The sequence below is a fragment of the Mangrovimonas sp. sgz306409 genome, assembly GCF_059735265.1.
Genome location: NZ_JCAPEU010000004.1, coordinates 154,259 through 171,914, shown reverse-complemented (window position 1 = coordinate 171,914; position 17,656 = coordinate 154,259). Strand labels below are relative to the sequence as shown.

The window sequence follows — 17,656 nt, the reverse complement described above, 5'->3', positions numbered from 1 at the left end:
TTTATTTTTTTGAGTTAGATGCTAATATAATATTTCGGCACAAAAATGCGAAATAAACGGATACAAATTACACATAAAAAAGCCAACATCCCATAGGATATTGGCTTTTAGATTTGTAGGAAAAGTAGTTTTATACGTTAAACAAGAAATGCATAACGTCTCCATCTTTTACAATATAATTCTTTCCTTCCACTCGCATTTTTCCAGCTTCTTTTACTTTTGCTTCACTACCGAAGTTCACATAATCTTCATAACCGATTACTTCAGCTCTAATGAAACCTTTTTCAAAATCGGTATGGATTACTCCTGCTGCTTGAGGTGCTGTCGCTCCTATATTCACGGTCCAAGCTCTTACTTCCTTTACTCCTGCAGTGAAATAAGTTTGTTGGTTCAATAATTTGTAAGCCGAACGGATCAATTTTGAAGACCCTGGCTCCTCCAAGCCAACGTCCTGTAAAAACATTTGACGTTCTTCATAATCGTCTAATTCATTAATATCTGCTTCTGTAGCAACTGCCAATACCAAAACTTCGGCATTTTCATCCTTAACAGCTTCGCGAACCTGTTCCACATATTTGTTTCCAGATACCGCAGATCCTTCATCTACATTACAAACGTACATTACCGGCTTGTCTGTAATGAATTGGGAAGGCTTTACAAAATCATTGTAATCATCCTCACTAAACTCCAAAGCTCTTACAGAAATACCTGCTTCCAAACCATTTTTTATAGTCAACAAAACAGCCTCCTCTTTTTGAGCTTCTTTGTTCCCGGTTTTTGCAGCTCGCTTAACTTTTTCCAGCTTTTTATCAACGGTCTCCAAGTCTTTCAACTGCAACTCCATATCGATGGTTTCTTTATCTCTAATCGGGTTCACGTTACCATCTACGTGCACAATATTGTCGTTCTCAAAACAACGCAAAACATGAAGAATCGCATCAGTTTCACGAATATTTGCCAAGAATTGATTCCCTAATCCTTCACCTTTACTAGCTCCTTTTACCAAACCTGCAATATCCACAATCTCTACCGTTGCTGGCAATACGCGCTCAGGCTTTACTAATTCCTCCAATTTTTGCAATCTAGGATCTGGTACGTTTACCACCCCAACATTAGGTTCTATGGTACAAAATGGAAAGTTTGCACTTTGCGCCTTAGCATTGGACAAACAATTGAATAAGGTTGATTTACCCACATTAGGCAATCCTACAATTCCTGCTTTCATATTTTAGTATTAGTTCATTACGTTATGTTCCACCGCCGTGGAAATGCGGTGGCAAAGTTAACCATTTATACGATGTTTTAAACAAAAAATCCCGAGTGTTTACTCAGGATTTAATGATGTGTTGTAAAAATTGCCTCTGAATTAATCTTCAGGGTGCATAAAGCGTTGTTTTCCTAACAATTCATCTTCCGTTTCCACATGGTCATCATCTGGAACACAACAATCCACCGGACATACCGCAGCACATTGAGGTTCTTCATGGAATCCTTTACACTCGGTACATTTATCAGGAACTATATAATATATTTCATCACTTAATGGTTCCTGTGCCTCATCAGCATTCACCGATTTACCGTCTGGCAAAATAACGTCCCCACTCAAACTGGTTCCATCATTGTACCTCCAATCATCGGCGCCTTCATATATAGCTGTATTAGGGCATTCCGGTTCACAGGCTCCACAATTTATGCATTCATCTGTTATAATTATTGCCATAGCATTTTTTCTATTTCAGCGTTTAAATTTTCTAACTTTGTACAAAAATAAAGCCAAAACCATTCATAACCAAACACAGAATGAATTTACCACAAAGAATTGATGCATTTGTAAAATTAGGTGATTTTTTAAGTCAGTTTGCACAAGATAATTTTATTAAAAAGGAACATATCCCTCATAACGACCTATTCTTTGACGGCTTTAAACATCAAATTAATTTGGCCAATGAACACAATGGCTGGTTCACAAAAGAAAATATTGTTTACGCGCTGAACGGATGGTCTAACTCATTGACAAAAAACAACATTGAAAAGTGGCTCTTAAAGTACCACTTTAACAACGAATCTCCTAAAAAAGTAGCCATTATTATGGCTGGAAACATTCCTTTGGTAGGATTTCATGACTTTGTTTCCGTGCTTATTTCTGGTCACGATGTTATGGTAAAGCAATCCAGCAACGATAAGCAGCTACTTCCCTTTTTGGCCAAATATTTAGAATTCGTTGAACCTGGTTTCAAAGGAAAAATAAGTTTTACGGAAGCAAAACTAGAGAATTTTGATGCCGTAATTGCCACCGGAAGTGACAATACTGCGCGCTATTTTGAATACTACTTCAAGGACAAACCTTCCATTATTAGAAAAAACCGCAATTCCGTAGCAGTTCTCACAGGAAACGAAACCGAAGAAGAACTCAAAGAGCTCTCCAATGACATATTCAGATATTACGGATTGGGCTGTAGAAATGTTTCCAAAATATTCATTCCTAAAGACTATGATTTCAATCACTTCTTTCAAGCCATGTATGATTGGAATCCTATTATTAATGAAGCTAAATATGCCAATAACTACGATTATAACAAAGCGGTGTATTTAATGAGTGAGTTTGACATTTTAGAAAACGGCTTTTTGATGATCAAGGAAGACCCAAATTATAGCTCACCAATAGCGACGGTTTTTTACGAATATTATGATTCCATTGAAGACTTAAAAAACAAATTAGAAAACGACAAAGAAGACATTCAATGTGTTGTTTCTAAAAATGTTATCATCAATGAAATCCCTTTCGGACAAACTCAAAACCCGCAACTTTGGGATTATGCCGATAACGTAGATACTATTGAATTTTTGCTAACGATTTAGCTGATAAATTATTAATTTATTAACGCCTTTTTTAATATAATTTATCAACTTTGCGGTCAACACAAACAAATTAATCAATAAAACTGTTTTTAGGACAAAAATCTATCAAACAACTTATTAAAACTACATTGTCGATCATACATTCTAACAAACACAATTATAATTATATTCAAAAATGAAAAGACACAATTTTAGTGCAGGGCCATGCGTATTGCCGCGTGAAGTAATCCAAAAAGCATCTGAAGCGCTATTGGATTTTGATAACGGCCTGTCACTTATTGAAATATCCCACCGTAGCAAAGCCTTTGTTGATGTCATGGAGAATGCCAGAGCTTTAGCATTGGAGCTTTTAGGTCTTGAAGGCAAAGGTTACAAAGCATTGTTTTTGCAAGGTGGCGCCAGTACACAGTTTTTAATGGTAGCTTTAAATTTACTTGAAAAGCGCGCTGGTTACCTTAACACGGGAACTTGGGCCGATAAAGCCATCAAGGAAGCTAAAATTTACGATGACATCTATGAAGTAGCGTCCTCAAAAGATGCCAACTATAATTATATCCCGAAAGGATACGATATCCCGACAGATTACGATTATTTCCATTGTACATCAAACAATACCATTTTCGGAACACAGATAAAGGAATTTCCAGACTGTCCGATACCGATGGTTTGCGACATGAGTAGTGATATTTTCTCTCGCACATTGGATTTTAGCAAATTCGATTTAATTTATGCGGGTGCTCAAAAAAACATGGGACCTGCAGGAACCACTTTGGTTGTTGTTAAGGAAGATATTTTAGGGAAAGTTTCCCGTAAAATTCCTTCCATGATGGACTACAAGCAACATATCGACAAAAGCAGTATGTACAATACGCCTCCTGTATTTGCGGTATACACATCTATGTTGACATTGGAATGGCTTAAAAATCTTGGAGGCATTTCAGAGATTGAAAAGATAAACGAGAAAAAAGCACAGCTTATTTATTCTGAAATAGATTTAAACCCATTGTTCAAAGGTTTCGCCAGCAACAGTGACCGTTCTATAATGAACGCCACCTTTAACCTTACAAATGAAGATTTAAAGGAAACTTTTGACACTATGGTGAAAGACGCAGGTATTAATGGGCTTAATGGTCACCGAAGCGTAGGCGGCTATAGAGCCTCTATGTACAACGCACTTTCCTTGGAGAGTGTGGCGACGCTTGTTGAAGTAATGAGTGAACTTGAGCGCAAAGCTTAAAACATCACCAATAAATCAAGATATAATTTGGAGCAACCAACATAGGTTGCAACTGTAAAACATAAGCTTTAATATTTTAAAATAAGAACATGAAAGTATTAGCTAACGACGGAATTTCTAAAAGTGGAATTGAAGCCTTGGAAAAGGCCGGTTTCGAGGTAAGCACCACTACCGTTGCACAAGAACAATTGATCAATTACATCAATGAGAATGAAGTAGATGTATTGTTGGTTAGAAGCGCTACAAAAGTAAGACAGGATATCATAGATGCCTGCCCAAGTATAAAAATCATTGGCCGTGGTGGTGTTGGTATGGACAATATCGATGTAGACTATGCTCGCAGTAAAGATATCCACGTAATCAATACACCTGCTGCTTCCTCTCACTCTGTGGCAGAATTGGTATTTGCCCATTTATTAGGTTTGGCGCGCTTTTTACACAATTCCAATCGTGATATGCCACTTGATGGAGATACGCGTTTCAAGGATTTAAAGAAAAGCTACTCCAAAGGAATTGAATTAAAAGGTAAAACTATCGGAATTCTAGGATTTGGAAGAATCGGGCAAGCTACCGCTAAAGTTGCTATTGGCTTAGGAATGAAAGTGGTTGCCTACGATCCATTTATGGAAACCGTAAACTTGGAATTAGATTTCTTTGATGGTCAAAAATTGAATTTTGAAATCAATACCATTTCAAAAGATGACGTTTTAAAGCAATCAGACTTTATTACCCTACACGTCCCTGCTCAAAAAGAGTATGTGATTGGTAAAAAGGAATTTGACGAAATGAAGGACGGCGTGATTTTGGTAAATGCTGCTCGTGGTGGCGTTATCGACGAGGTTGCCCTTGTAGAAGCCATTGGTACCGGAAAAGTTGCAAGAGCCGCTCTAGACGTTTTTGAAAACGAACCAAAACCGGAAATTCAATTACTTATGAACCCTTCCCTATCGTTGACGCCTCATACAGGAGCAGCGACCAATGAAGCTCAAGACAGAATTGGAACCGAATTGGCTTCCCAAATAATACAACTCCTTAGAGGATAAGGTTTTACAAATCTAAAACTTACTAACAAAAGCCTGTAAATCAATTTTTTACAGGCTTTTTTTCGTACATTATAGTCTCAATCAAAAGCACATTACAATGGACTGAATTTTAGATTTATTCAATACGGATTTAGGCAAATCCATCATTAACGGAGTGTCCCAACAAACCAATCAACCTCATGACAAAACACAGGACATTCTCACCATGGCACTACCCATAATGACTCAGGCCATGAAAAACAATGCACAATCACCACAAGGCGCCGAAGGACTTTTAAATGCTTTAAATAACCATCATGACACAGGACTTTTAGATGATTTGGAAGGATTGTTCAAGGGCGGTGTGGACCAAAATGTTCTAGCAGATGGCGAAAAAATACTGGGCCATGTATTAGGTAACAAACAACAAAATGTTACCAATGTTCTAGGGCACCAATCGGGAATTGATTCTGGTACTATAGCTAATATCCTAAAGGTTGCCGCTCCTATCCTTATGGGGTATTTAGCGAAACAATCCAGACAAAGCAATGTTTCGGGCTCCTCAGACCTTACAGACATGCTTGGAGGCTTGCTGGGAGGAAGTTCAGCACATAAACAACAGGATTTCTTAACCTCCATTTTAGATGCCGATGGAGATGGCAGCGCTATAGATGACATTGCCGGTATGGTTTTAGGAAACAACAAAACAAAGGGAGGCTTAGGTGGAATGCTTGGAGACATTCTGAAAGGAAACACCTAACCACCTTTCTTTTTAAATTCTAAAGGCCAAGACAATCTCTTGGCCTTTTTGCTGCAAAAGGATTTGTAAGGTAATTACAGGCATTTTTCGTATCTTTAATAGAAATTCAAGCCATGAGAACCTTTGTTTCTGCAATATTGTTCGTTATTCTACTCTACAGCTGCCACAGTACTCAAAAAGTGGCCAGCACTACTGACGACGCAAAAATATCGGAAACTGACACGGTAAGGATTGCCAATGACGAATTGGAATATGAAATTATCATTTTTGATCCGGGATTCAGCACATGGCTAAGAAGCATGGCAAGACCTGAAGGCTACTATTCCCAACAGTTTATGGAAAGTAGAAACTACCAATACGTGGTTGCCTGGAACCAAAGAGTGCTCCAACCTCAAGTTTATGATCCCAATTTATATGGCATGCAAATAAACTATGATTCCAATATTGATTATGGCTACGAGGTCAACTATAAACTCTACAATTATTTCATTTACTTTCAATTGACTTACCGACAACAATTAACAGGCTTTATTCCTAGAATTTAAAGTATATTTGCGCAGATTATTTTTGTCTATGGAAAAATTCAAAACAAAATGGGAAATACAGCGCAATTGGCAATTGATATTTCCCCTTTTCGGAGTTATAGCCCTACTCTACAGCAGTTATAAATTAGCAAACCTATTTTTTCAAAGCCCTACACTACTCTATATTACCCCTGTAACCTTAGTGATTTTTTATGCACTCATAAAACTTACGTTGTGGATTTTCAAAAAATTGGAGCATAAATGGGTAGTCACATATAAATGGGAAATGATCCGTATTTTTATTGTGTTTGCCATAACCGGTTCCTCTTCTGTTTTTGTGGGAAGACCCTTGATTGCATGGGCAGGAATTACTAAAGAAAACTTAAATCCTGCGCTGTATTGGGTATTATTCATTATCATTGGCCTCATTTTCTACCAAATCCTCTTGGTAACCTTTGGTTGGTTGCTGGGGCAATTTCAATTCTTTTGGGAATTCGAAAAGAAAATGCTTCGCAGATTTGGACTGGGAAAGTTGGTAGATTAGAGCTTTAACAAATGCAACGCAAAAAGCAACAACATACCGTTTTTAAGCTAGCCACTGCTCTTTTAGTGGTTGCCTTGTTGCTTCCTTTTATTACCAAGTTAACTCACGTTTTCACCCATCACCACCACGAAGTTTGCAAGGGAGAAAGCCAAACACACCTCCACAGTTTAGACCAAGACTGTAGCTTCTACCAGTTCAAAATAAATCAAACCTTCACTTTTGAACTATACGATTTCGAATTATTCACCCCTACAGATAATCATAAAATCCTAACATCCCAATATCAGTTTGTTAGCGAGTACCAAAGATTACATTTTTCCCTCCGGGGACCACCTACATATAGTTAATACCTTAAAAATGTGGAGTTAGACTTCACACAAAATATTATTAACTATAACATATAATTCATGAAAATAATTATAAATGTCTTGCTATTGCTGGCAACGACATATTCTTTTTGTCAAAATACCCTTTCTGGTATTGTCATTGACCGCAATACCCAGGAACCTATTATTTACGCCAACATTTATCTTCCTGAACTGGAAAAAGGTGCTGCAACCGATGAAAATGGGAAATTCACATTTAGCCGAATACCCAATGGGAGTCATAAACTTGTGATTTCTTACGTAGGCTATGAAACCTATTCACAAACCATTGAAGTCCCTAGCCAAACCAATTTAACCATTGCTTTGAATCCTACCGCGATTGAAATGGAAGTAGTAATTGTATCTACACCTTTCCATAAGCTGCAAAGTGAAAATGTCATGAAAGTAGAGCAAAAAAAGGTTGCCGAATTAAAAACAAATGGAGCAGTCACTCTAGCTGATGGCATCAAGGACATACCTGGAGTTGAAAGTATAACAACAGGTTTGAGCATTGGAAAACCTGTTATACGAGGGCTTAGCTCCAATCGGGTTTTGGTGTATACTCAAGGTGTAAGATTGGAAAATCAGCAATTTGGAGGAGAACATGGACTTGGCCTCAATGATGCCGGTGTTGAGAGCGTAGAAGTCATTAAAGGCCCAGCTTCACTGCTTTATGGAAGCGACGCTATTGGGGGCGTCTTGTACTTAAACCCTGAAAAATTTGCTCAGCCCGATCAAGTTGCAGCCGATTTCAACGGAAATTATTTCAGTAACACCCAAGGTTACAGCACCAATGCAGGATATAAATCATCTGGAGAACATTTTAAATTCCTTTTTAGAGGAAGCTTGACTGAGCACAGTGATTACAACACCGAAGATTATCGTGTTACCAACTCCAGATTCAGGGAGCAGGATTTCAAAGCTGGAATAGGCTATCAATCCACCCAATTAATAACCGAATTACGTTATAACGTTAACCATTCTAAATTAGGTTTGCCTGAAGAAATTGGTCTGCAATCTACCAATAAAGCACCTTTGCTACCATATCAAGATCTAACGAACCACATTTTAAGTTCTAGATCTACGGTTTATTTTGAAGATTCCAAACTTGACGTCAATCTTGGTTTTATCTACAACGATCGTAAAGAATTTGAAGAAGAACATGATCATGACCATCATGACGACGAACACGAGGATGAAGACGACCATGAAGAGGGACATGATGAACATGAGTTGGAGCACCCTGCTTTACACATGAAATTAAAAACCTTTAACTACGATATCAAATACCATTTGCCAAAAATGGGAAAATTTGAGACCATCATTGGCGCCCAAGGAATGCACCAAAAAAACACTAACTACGGAGAAGAACAGTTAATTCCTGATGCCACTACCAATGACATTGGAATCTTAGCGACTTCTCATGTGCATTTGGAAGCTTTAGATATTCAATTGGGTGCTAGATACGACAATAGATCCATTGATGTGAACAACCAATTCACTAAGGATTTTAATAGTTTCAACGGGGCTTTAGGGTTTAAAACAAACATTTTCAAAAAGATTACGGCACGTTTAAACTTCGCTTCTGGATTCAGGGCACCAAACCTGGCCGAGCTTACCTCGGATGGGATTCACCATGGTTCCAACCGCTATGAAATTGGAAATGCAAACTTGAACAATGAACAGAACTTCCAAACCGATTTGGCTTTGGAATTTAAAAATGAGCACATCGAAATTTTTGCCAATGGGTTCTACAATATTATCAGCGATTATATTTATTTAGCTCCAGACGGTACAGAAATAGACAATACGCCTGTTTACCATTACGTGCAGGAAAATGCCAATCTTTACGGAGGTGAATTTGGATTCCACCTACACCCTCACCCATTAGATTGGTTGCATTTTGAGAGTAGTTTTGAAACAGTTACAGGGAAGCAGGATAATAGTGATTACCTGCCTTTAATCCCGGCAAATTCCTTGAACAACACCATTAGAGTGGAATTTAGCAACACAAAGAAGCGTGACAACTCACCTAGCTTTTCAATGCAGAACAACTATGCTTTTGTGAAACTTCAATCTATCTTTAAGCAAAATAATGTCAGTGATTTTGAAACACCTACTGATGGATATAATTTATTAAGTGCAGGATTAGGTGGCACTTTAAAAATGAAGAATAATCGCCAATTAGACATTAGCCTTTCAGGGACTAATTTAACCAATGCCACTTATATCAACCATCTTTCCAGACTAAAGTCTGATGGTATTTACAATATGGGGCGAAACATAACTCTTGGTCTAAGTTATAAGATCTAAACTTAACAACAATTACAAAAAAGAGCGGCTATTTAAGCCGCTCTTTTCATTTATTAAACTTCGATAATGGTTTCTTTTTTCTTGCTAAAAACATAGGTGTACAACCACATGATGGTAAAGGTTGGAATGACATCTAAACCGGGCATAGCCTCTTCTACAAATGAAATGCCCGCAGCTATATTCCCTTTTTGGCCTTTATACATTTTGGTCATGATCCAGGCAGAAACTGGCGCCCAAATGATATCTGAAAATTCACCAATCCCAGGAATGGCAAAACTTACATATCCCATAGCATCCAAAAGCACACTAAGGGCCAACTTACCATAGGGTTTATTACTTTTATATTTCATTTTTAAATATTAATCATCTGAAAGCAAGAAGCATACCAAAAGAAAACTATGACAATTTTTCACTTATAAGCTTCAAAAACTCATTCCGGGTTTCTATTTTTTCAAACTGACCTCGAAACCCAGAAGTGGTCGTCACCGAATTTTGCTTTTGCACTCCACGCATCATCATACACATATGGGACGCTTCAATAACCACTGCCACCCCTTGAGGTTTTAGAGTATCGTTAATACAATCCAATATTTGCTCTGTTAGGCGCTCTTGCACCTGAAGCCGTCTCGCAAATACATCCACAATTCTAGGAATTTTACTCAGCCCGACGATATAGCCATTTGGAATATAAGCTACATGCGCCTTCCCAAAAAACGGTAAAATATGATGTTCGCATAAGGAATACAATTCAATATCCTTAACAATAACCATTTCGTTGTAAGATTCCTTAAACATGGCGCTTTTCAGAATTTCTGCGGCATCTTGAGAGTAGCCTTGGGTTAAATACAACATGGCCTTTGCTGCGCGTTCAGGTGTTTTCAATAGACCATCCCTTGTAACATCCTCCCCCAATTCTTCAATAATTCCATTATACCGAGCTTTAATATCATCGGTAATTTGGATGTTGTACTCTTCAAATTTTTCGTAAGGCATGATGTTAATAATAAGTTTACTTCCTTAAAAATAAACAAATTTACCGAGTTAAACCATTCAAACACGATAGCTTTCACTCATTTAAACGCCTCTGTTTTTATAATACATCAGCTCCCCTCCTTTTTATATGAATTTCTAATTGTGCATCACACCTTAAAATAGTATTTTCACCCTATGATTCACAACAATATGATAGAGGCGAAAAACATCCATAAATATTACAATAACTTACATGTTTTAAAGGGTGTAGACCTCTCAATTTCCAAAAGCGAGATTGTATCCATTGTAGGTGCTTCAGGCGCCGGAAAAACCACATTGCTGCAGATTTTAGGAACTTTGGATAAGGCGTCACAAAAAGAAACCAATAGCTTACTGATCAATGGCACGGATATTTTAAAGCTGAATGATAAAGCTTTGGCTAAATTCAGAAATGAGCATATTGGTTTTATTTTTCAGTTTCATCAATTGCTTCCTGAATTTACGGCTTTGGAAAATGTGTGTCTTCCTGCTTTTATTAAAAACACCCCAAAACCACAAGCCGAAAAACGCGCTAAAGAGTTGTTGGATTTTCTAGGACTGAGTAAACGTTACAATCACAAACCTAGTGAACTTTCCGGTGGTGAGCAACAACGTGTAGCTGTAGCCAGAGCTTTGGTGAATAATCCAGACTTGATTTTTGCTGATGAACCTTCAGGAAATTTAGACAGTGAATCTGCCGAAAACCTTCACAAATTGTTCTTTAGGCTTCGTGACGAATTTGGACAAACTTTTGTCATTGTAACCCACAACGAAGACTTGGCCAATATGGCGGACAGAAAATTAACGATGGTAGATGGAAATATTGTGGGATAATCTAAATTTCAAACGCTACTTTAATCCCTTGAATGATCATGCTTGTACCGATAATGGCAATGATTAATCCCATTATTTTACTGATTACTGTAATAACGTTATTACCCAATTTCCTAACAATAAAGTCGCTAATGTTAAAGGCTAGGTAGGTTAGATAACAGATAACTCCAAATACCACAATTACAATGGCTATTTCGGTTAAATCGCCTTTAGATACGAAGTTCATGGCTGTTACAATAGTTCCTGGCCCTGAAAGAATTGGGATAGCCAAAGGAGACACCGCAATGTTCTCATCGATTACCGCATTTTCCTTTAAGTGCTTCACACTTGATTTTTTGGACTGAAGCATTTCAAATCCAACAAAAAATATCAAAATCCCCCCTGTAATCTTAAAGGCAGGAATGGTAATGCCGAACAATTCAAAAATAAACTTACCCAATACCACAAACACTACCACAATAAGAAAGGCGATAATGGTTGCATTTTTACTGATTTTCTTTTTGGTAGCTTCATCAGCATCCTGTACCAAAGATGAAAATATTGGTACATTTGCAATGGGATTCATAATTGCAAAAAAGCCCGTAAAAACAGTTAATATAAAAGGTAAAAGTGTATTCATATATTCAATATGTGTATAAAGATAGCTTTTTTAATCAGCTATCAAAACACTTGCAAATGTATTAATATCGCGACAGCAAAATAATGTTTCAATCCACAAAAAAGTTCTAAATAAACAAATAAAATGCAGCAGCTTACTCCTGAAGAACTTACAGAGTTCCTCAATGAAAAGACCATCCTTTATAACAATCCTAAGTTCATTGAAAGCGACCCAATTCAAATTCCTCATAGTTTTTCCTTAAAAGAAGATGTTGAAATAGCAGGATTTCTGACAGCAACCATTGCTTGGGGCAACAGAAAAAGCATTATCAATAATGCTAAAAAAATTATGGCGTTCTTGGAAAATGCACCTTATGATTTTGTAATGAATCACCAAGAGCAAGATTTGGAACCATTAAATTCCTTTGTCCACCGAACTTTCAACGGCATAGATCTTATCACGTTTATCAAGGCATTACGTCATATTTACCAAAAGCACGAAGGATTGGAAAATCTGTTTCATAAACACGCTTCTCCAGCCAGTATGCAAAATGCCATCCATCAATTTAAAAATGTCTTTTTTGAAATTGAGCATCTGCCGCGCACCAAAAAACACATCAGTGATCCCTTGAAAAATTCAGCCGCCAAACGCATCAACATGTATTTACGCTGGATGGTGAGAAATGACAATGCTGGTGTAGATTTTGGCATCTGGAAATCCTTATCCCCCGCTCAACTCTCCTGCCCATTGGATGTGCATTCGGGCAACGTGGCAAGAAAATTAGGCATCCTAAAAAGAACTCAAAATGATGGTAAGGCTTTGGCTGAATTGGACACCGCATTACGCTCCATGGACCCCACAGATCCAGTAAAATATGACTACGCATTATTTGGATTAGGGGTTTTTGAAAAATTCTAAAAAGAAGACCTATCTTTAACCATATTTATTAAACATTACATAATGAAAATCAAATTACTAACACTATTCTTACTCTCTGCAATTAGCGGATTTTCACAAAACCGAACAATTCCTTCGGACACGTTAATCACGACGGCACATTCTATTGAGGTTAAAGGACAAAAAATTGATTATGATGCCACCTTTGGAATGCAGCCGGTTTGGGATGACAAAGGAGAATTGGTAGCCTCCCTTTCTTTTACCTACTACAAACGCAAAAACATTAAGGACGATAACCGCCCGATTATTTTTTCGTTTAATGGAGGACCAGGTTCTGCTTCAGTTTGGATGCACATTGCCTATACCGGACCAAAAATGTTGAATATTGACGAAGAAGGCTACCCTTTGCAACCATACGGCGTTAAGGATAACCCTTATTCCATCATTGATGTGGCTGATATTGTCTTTGTGGACCCTGTAAACACGGGGTATTCCAGAAGTATCGCTAACAAAGACGGAAAACTGCCAGACAACAACCTGTTCTTCGGAATTAATGCTGATATCAAATATTTGGCGTCTTGGATGAACACCTTTGTAACCAGACATAACCGCTGGCAATCGCCTAAATACATAGTTGGCGAAAGCTATGGCGGTACACGTGTGATGGGATTATCGCATGAATTACAGAATGCACAAAACATGTATTTAAACGGTGTGATTATGGTTTCCCCTGCCGATTATAAAGTATTGACCTCTGGAAATCCAATATCGGATGCGGTTCATGTACCCTATTACACTGCAACAGCATGGTACCACAAAATGTTGCCTTCCCATTTGCAAAGCAAAGATCTTGAAGACATCCTTCCTGAAGCTGAAAATTTTGCCATCAACACCTATTTGCCTGCCATTTCAAGAGGAGGTTTTGTTTCTGCAGAAGAAAAAGCAGCTATTGCCAAACAATTGGCCAGTTATTCAGGGCTAAGCGAGGATATCATCCTGAAAAATAATTTGAGAGTACCTTCAAGCTTCTTTTGGAAAGAATTATTAAGAGATAAAGGCATGATTATTGGAAGACTAGATTCCAGATATTTAGGGATTGATTACGACGATGCGGCTGACAGCCCAAGCTATAACCCTGAATTGGATTCTTGGTTGCATTCCTTCACGCCTCCAATCAACATGTACATTAAAAATGAATTGAAATTCGAAACCGATGTGCCTTATCACATGTTGGCCAATGTACATCCTTGGGACCGCCAAAATGACAACACTCGTGAAGGCTTAAGAATGGCAATGGCCCAAAACCCTTATCTAAAGGTGTTTTTCCAATCTGGATATTATGATGGCGCCACCACCTATTTCAACGCTAAATATACCATGTGGCAAATTGATCCGAGTGGCAAAATGAAAGACCGTTTTAGCTTTAAAGGCTACAGAAGCGGACATATGATGTATTTGAGACAGGAAGACTTAAAAACTGCCAACGAAGACCTTAGAACCTTTATAAAGGCTTCCCTGTCCAACGGAAAAGCTGCCAAATACTAGGAAACGTTTTCCTCAAACAAAAAAGAGCCCGAAATAAATCGGGCTCTTTTCATTTATAACTATTTAGCTTTTACATATTCTCGCTTTGATTCAACCATGCATTTCTTAAAGCAATCTGCTTTTTAGTAGCGTTTGGATTTTCAACCAAAGTTCTACTTGTGGTAAATGCAGGAGTCAGTGTTGTTTTGATTTCAATTGTTTCTCCATTTCTATCCAAAGTAACATCTACTTCCTTACCAGTTTCCCAAGCAAAAATCTGGCTTACCACAAATTTGATATTCATATCTGAAATATTGAAGCCATTAATGCCAACCAACTTGTCTCCTGGCTGTACCCCTTGTTCCTTCCAGAAAGAATTATCTTCTACATTATCCGTAAAGAACATTTCTTCGGTTTCCTTATTTCTGTCCATCACCAAACCGTTTGCAGCCTGAACATAATTGGTTGCTACTTTTGTTTCTTCATAATACAAACCTACTTTTTCAAAAAACTCACCATAATTGATTGGCTCACTACCCACTACATGGTTTTGCAAAAAAGCTGCCACCGACGGATAGGTCATATTTGAAATTTCATCAATGATGCTATCATCCTCAAAAGGTTTGTCCTTACCATATTTTGAAGATAATTCTTTGATTAAAGACAACATACTTCGTGTTCCGTCACTTTCTTCTCTCATCAAGATATCCATACACATCCCAATCAATGCTCCTTTTTGATATACGTTTACATAATTGTAAGCATAAGGCTCATCCGTGATGTTTTCGCTCATTTCCGTAAAGCTTAAAGCATCATTAAAATAGCTGGCATGATCAATCTTTTTATCCATAGTTGCAAAAAATTCCCTTGGCGTCACCAAACCTTCATACACTTGGAAATGTTGTGCAAAGTATTCCGTTACACCTTCATACATCCATAAATGCTTGGAGAATGTTGGATTGTTATAATCGAAATAATGAATGTCTTCAGAATGCACTGTAAGCGGCGTCACGATATGGAAAAACTCATGAGATACGATATCCACCATAGATTGGGCAAGAGATTCTTTGGTATCCCATTCTCTTAATACAACCACTGTAGACGTATGATGCTCTAAGGCTCCAAAACCTTTTGGCGCTTTGGCACTACCATCTGATAAATACAGATAAATGTCATATCTAGACGTACTGTTGATGGATCCCAAATAGTTTTTCTGAGCTTCTATCATTTTGTACATGGTTTCTTTTAAACTTTCAGCAGTGTGCTTTTTGTTTGGAGAATACACGCTTAATACAATCTTGACATCCCCAACCATAAACTCTTCAACATCCAATTTCCCATACATCATTGGATTGTCAGTTATATCAAAATAACGTGGCGCAAAATAGCTAGTTGTCATTTTTTCGCCATTGGCACTAGCGCTTTCCGCAACCTTTTGTAATGCTGAAGTTCTTTCAAAATTAGCAGGAGACACTACATCCAATGTATACTGGCTGTTTTTCAAGCTATCGAAATACCCTATAAATCCATGAAGATTCAACACATAGTTGTTAGGCTCGATATTGGTTCCTCCTGGAGAAAACAAATTAGGATAGTTGGGGTTGCTTTCAACATCAAAAGAATCGTTAACCCAATACGTCAATTTATCCAATTGGGTAGCATTGGTGATTACCCAAGTGTTTTTATCCACTTTTTCTACGGGAAGTGCCTTACCATCATAATCCAAGGCTTTAAAATCATCAACAAAGGCACCAAAATCACTGATATCGTAAGTCCCTTGTACTACGCGAGGCAATCTGTAGGTTACGGTATCTTGGATAAAACGTCCCGGATTAATGGTTACGGGCACCTTATCATTCACAACAGCGGTTAAGTCCATGGAGGATTCAATTGGGTTTGAAACTGCTAATTCATTAGAAGTTCTTGGGGAGGAACCACAGGATAACATCATCATTCCAAACCCTATTAGGGCCATTACTCTCTTCATAAGCTCATTTTTTTAAAACGAGGGGCAAATCTACGCAATCGGATGCGTTTTTTCAGTAAAGGTTTTGTTAAAATATTTTTGTATGTACCTTAGTACCATGCAACAAGCCCTCATAAGTGTGTTAACACCATTTAAAAATACAGCCGGTTTTTTGCCCGCCTGTATCAAGTCTATTCAAAGCCAAACTCATACGTTTTGGGAACTAATTATAGTAGATGACAATTCTACCGACAATAGTTACGAAATCGTCAATTCCTATGCTGAAAAAGACCCACGGATTAAACTTTTCAAAAACAATGGAACAGGAATCATTTCGGCACTTCGCCTAGCCTTTAACGAAAGTAAGGGAGCATTTATTACTCGAATGGACAGTGACGATATCATGAGTCCTGATAAACTACAATCCATGCTTCATGACCTTAAAGTTCATGGAAAAGGCCATATTGCTTTGGGGTTGGTTCAATATTTTTCCAATTCTGGACACTTAGGCAATGGATTTCAGCGCTACGAAACTTGGCTCAACAAACTTACCATAAAAGGCGATAATTTTAAGGAAATCTATAAAGAGTGTGCCATCCCCTCTCCTTGCTGGATGGTTTACAGGACTGATTTGGAGGCCTGCAAAGCCTTTCAACCTGAACGTTATCCTGAGGATTACGACTTAGCTTTTAGATTTTATAAAGGGCAATTGAAATGCATCCCTACCAATAAAGTATTGCATCAATGGCGGGATTACCCCGATAGAGCTTCCAGAACAGACGAACACTACTCCAAAAACCATTTCATTCCTTTAAAAATTCGTTATTTCCTCAAACTGGATTACGACAACAAAAGGCCTTTAGCACTTTGGGGAGCTGGATATAAAGGAAAAATGGTTGCCCGAAGACTGATAGCAAATAGAATTCCCTTTACATGGTTGTGTAATAATGAAAAGAAAATTGGAAAGCATATTTACGGTCAGGAGCTTCACAGTTTTGAACATTTAAAGACTTTTAAGCAACCACAATGCATCATCACCGTTGCAAATCCTGATGAGCAAACCAAAATCGTGCATCACTTACAGTCATTAGGTATGAAGTCCATAGAGGATTACTATTTCTTTTGTTAAAATTCTTAAAAGCCAAAGAGTATAATCCTCTATCATTTTCTATATTTGAATACTTGTACATTTAATCAACACG

The 17,656-nt window shown here is 37.7% G+C and carries 17 protein-coding genes; 11 read left to right on the top strand and 6 right to left on the bottom strand.

Translation table 11 applies throughout. The features are described from left to right. Positions 1-130: 130 nt before the first annotated feature. On the bottom strand, positions 131-1,225 hold the full coding sequence (ychF, locus tag AC6I5C_RS08685; RefSeq protein WP_497904808.1) for a redox-regulated ATPase YchF: 1,095 nt from the start codon (positions 1,223-1,225) through the stop codon (positions 131-133). Positions 1,226-1,366: 141 nt separating this feature from the next. Beyond that, positions 1,367-1,720, bottom strand: coding sequence for a 4Fe-4S dicluster domain-containing protein (locus AC6I5C_RS08680; protein ID WP_053977921.1), 354 nt, complete (start codon positions 1,718-1,720; stop codon positions 1,367-1,369). 80 nt (positions 1,721-1,800) lie between these two features. On the opposite strand from AC6I5C_RS08680, the gene AC6I5C_RS08675 reads away from it, so the two are divergent. From AC6I5C_RS08675 to AC6I5C_RS08645, 7 genes are all read left to right on the top strand, one after another. After that, positions 1,801-2,859, top strand: coding sequence for an acyl-CoA reductase (locus AC6I5C_RS08675; protein ID WP_497904807.1), 1,059 nt, complete (start codon positions 1,801-1,803; stop codon positions 2,857-2,859). Positions 2,860-3,034: 175 nt separating this feature from the next. After that, positions 3,035-4,096: a 3-phosphoserine/phosphohydroxythreonine transaminase gene (gene serC, locus AC6I5C_RS08670; RefSeq protein ID WP_053977923.1), complete on the top strand. Its 1,062-nt coding sequence runs from the start codon at positions 3,035-3,037 to the stop codon at positions 4,094-4,096. Positions 4,097-4,185: 89 nt separating this feature from the next. Then, the gene (locus AC6I5C_RS08665; RefSeq protein WP_053977924.1) at positions 4,186-5,139 is read left to right on the top strand and encodes a D-2-hydroxyacid dehydrogenase; all 954 of its coding nucleotides are present in this window, start codon (positions 4,186-4,188) and stop codon (positions 5,137-5,139) included. Positions 5,140-5,245: 106 nt separating this feature from the next. Then, positions 5,246-5,878: a DUF937 domain-containing protein gene (locus tag AC6I5C_RS08660; protein WP_497904967.1), complete on the top strand. Its 633-nt coding sequence runs from the start codon at positions 5,246-5,248 to the stop codon at positions 5,876-5,878. 113 nt (positions 5,879-5,991) lie between these two features. Beyond that, positions 5,992-6,423 carry a DUF6146 family protein gene (locus AC6I5C_RS08655; RefSeq protein WP_497904806.1) on the top strand — a complete coding sequence of 144 codons (432 nt, stop codon included), beginning with the start codon at positions 5,992-5,994 and terminating at the stop codon, positions 6,421-6,423. 28 nt (positions 6,424-6,451) lie between these two features. Then, complete coding sequence (locus AC6I5C_RS08650; RefSeq protein WP_497904805.1) at positions 6,452-6,946, top strand: DUF6787 family protein; 495 nt, start codon at positions 6,452-6,454, stop codon at positions 6,944-6,946. Positions 6,947-7,353: 407 nt separating this feature from the next. Further along, positions 7,354-9,624 (top strand): TonB-dependent receptor, encoded by a 2,271-nt coding sequence (locus AC6I5C_RS08645; protein ID WP_497904804.1) that lies wholly within the window; start codon positions 7,354-7,356, stop codon positions 9,622-9,624. Between the two features lie 53 nt (positions 9,625-9,677). On the opposite strand, the gene AC6I5C_RS08640 is transcribed toward AC6I5C_RS08645, so the two are convergent. After that, positions 9,678-9,974, bottom strand: a complete 297-nt coding sequence (locus AC6I5C_RS08640; RefSeq protein WP_497904803.1) for a hypothetical protein — start codon at positions 9,972-9,974, stop codon at positions 9,678-9,680. Between the two features lie 46 nt (positions 9,975-10,020). Continuing rightward, entirely contained in the window at positions 10,021-10,617 is a 597-nt protein-coding gene (folE, locus tag AC6I5C_RS08635) for a GTP cyclohydrolase I FolE (RefSeq protein ID WP_053977931.1), read from the bottom strand. Between the two features lie 189 nt (positions 10,618-10,806). Between folE and AC6I5C_RS08630 the strand changes: the two genes are divergently transcribed. Continuing rightward, positions 10,807-11,469, top strand: a complete 663-nt coding sequence (locus AC6I5C_RS08630; RefSeq protein WP_497904966.1) for an ABC transporter ATP-binding protein — start codon at positions 10,807-10,809, stop codon at positions 11,467-11,469. 1 nt (position 11,470) lies between these two features. Here AC6I5C_RS08630 and AC6I5C_RS08625 read toward each other — a convergent pair whose 3' ends face one another. Continuing rightward, entirely contained in the window at positions 11,471-12,088 is a 618-nt protein-coding gene (locus AC6I5C_RS08625; protein ID WP_076663749.1) for a MarC family protein, read from the bottom strand. 123 nt (positions 12,089-12,211) lie between these two features. Here AC6I5C_RS08625 and AC6I5C_RS08620 point away from each other — a divergent pair, with 123 nt between their 5' ends. Together AC6I5C_RS08620 and AC6I5C_RS08615 are read left to right on the top strand one after the other, a co-directional pair. After that, entirely contained in the window at positions 12,212-12,985 is a 774-nt protein-coding gene (locus tag AC6I5C_RS08620) for a TIGR02757 family protein (RefSeq protein ID WP_497904802.1), read from the top strand. Positions 12,986-13,027: 42 nt separating this feature from the next. Further along, on the top strand, positions 13,028-14,509 hold the full coding sequence (locus AC6I5C_RS08615; RefSeq protein ID WP_497904801.1) for a S10 family peptidase: 1,482 nt from the start codon (positions 13,028-13,030) through the stop codon (positions 14,507-14,509). A 70-nt stretch (positions 14,510-14,579) separates the two neighbouring features. Here the strand turns inward: AC6I5C_RS08615 and AC6I5C_RS08610 are convergent, their stop codons facing one another. Then, the gene (locus AC6I5C_RS08610) at positions 14,580-16,475 is read right to left on the bottom strand and encodes a M61 family metallopeptidase (RefSeq protein ID WP_497904800.1); all 1,896 of its coding nucleotides are present in this window, start codon (positions 16,473-16,475) and stop codon (positions 14,580-14,582) included. An 82-nt stretch (positions 16,476-16,557) separates the two neighbouring features. On the opposite strand from AC6I5C_RS08610, the gene AC6I5C_RS08605 reads away from it, so the two are divergent. After that, entirely contained in the window at positions 16,558-17,583 is a 1,026-nt protein-coding gene (locus AC6I5C_RS08605; protein ID WP_497904799.1) for a glycosyltransferase family 2 protein, read from the top strand. The last annotated feature ends 73 nt before the right edge of the window (positions 17,584-17,656 follow it).

Excerpts from the sequence above, each read along its gene's own strand:
- AC6I5C_RS08620 (WP_497904802.1), top strand. The coding sequence starts at position 12,212 with ATGCAGCAGCTTACTCCTGAAGAACTTACAGAGTTCCTCAATGAAAAG.
- AC6I5C_RS08630 (WP_497904966.1), top strand. The coding sequence starts at position 10,807 with ATGATAGAGGCGAAAAACATCCATAAATATTACAATAACTTACATGTT.
- AC6I5C_RS08625 (WP_076663749.1), bottom strand. The coding sequence starts at position 12,088 with ATGAATACACTTTTACCTTTTATATTAACTGTTTTTACGGGCTTTTTT.
- serC (WP_053977923.1), top strand. The coding sequence starts at position 3,035 with ATGAAAAGACACAATTTTAGTGCAGGGCCATGCGTATTGCCGCGTGAA.
- folE (WP_053977931.1), bottom strand. The coding sequence starts at position 10,617 with ATGCCTTACGAAAAATTTGAAGAGTACAACATCCAAATTACCGATGAT.
- AC6I5C_RS08680 (WP_053977921.1), bottom strand. The coding sequence starts at position 1,720 with ATGGCAATAATTATAACAGATGAATGCATAAATTGTGGAGCCTGTGAA.
- AC6I5C_RS08650 (WP_497904805.1), top strand. The coding sequence starts at position 6,452 with ATGGAAAAATTCAAAACAAAATGGGAAATACAGCGCAATTGGCAATTG.
- AC6I5C_RS08655 (WP_497904806.1), top strand. The coding sequence starts at position 5,992 with ATGAGAACCTTTGTTTCTGCAATATTGTTCGTTATTCTACTCTACAGC.
- AC6I5C_RS08645 (WP_497904804.1), top strand. The coding sequence starts at position 7,354 with ATGAAAATAATTATAAATGTCTTGCTATTGCTGGCAACGACATATTCT.
- AC6I5C_RS08610 (WP_497904800.1), bottom strand. The coding sequence starts at position 16,475 with ATGAAGAGAGTAATGGCCCTAATAGGGTTTGGAATGATGATGTTATCC.
- AC6I5C_RS08605 (WP_497904799.1), top strand. The coding sequence starts at position 16,558 with ATGTACCTTAGTACCATGCAACAAGCCCTCATAAGTGTGTTAACACCA.
- AC6I5C_RS08665 (WP_053977924.1), top strand. The coding sequence starts at position 4,186 with ATGAAAGTATTAGCTAACGACGGAATTTCTAAAAGTGGAATTGAAGCC.
- ychF (WP_497904808.1), bottom strand. The coding sequence starts at position 1,225 with ATGAAAGCAGGAATTGTAGGATTGCCTAATGTGGGTAAATCAACCTTA.
- AC6I5C_RS08615 (WP_497904801.1), top strand. The coding sequence starts at position 13,028 with ATGAAAATCAAATTACTAACACTATTCTTACTCTCTGCAATTAGCGGA.
- AC6I5C_RS08640 (WP_497904803.1), bottom strand. The coding sequence starts at position 9,974 with ATGAAATATAAAAGTAATAAACCCTATGGTAAGTTGGCCCTTAGTGTG.
- AC6I5C_RS08675 (WP_497904807.1), top strand. The coding sequence starts at position 1,801 with ATGAATTTACCACAAAGAATTGATGCATTTGTAAAATTAGGTGATTTT.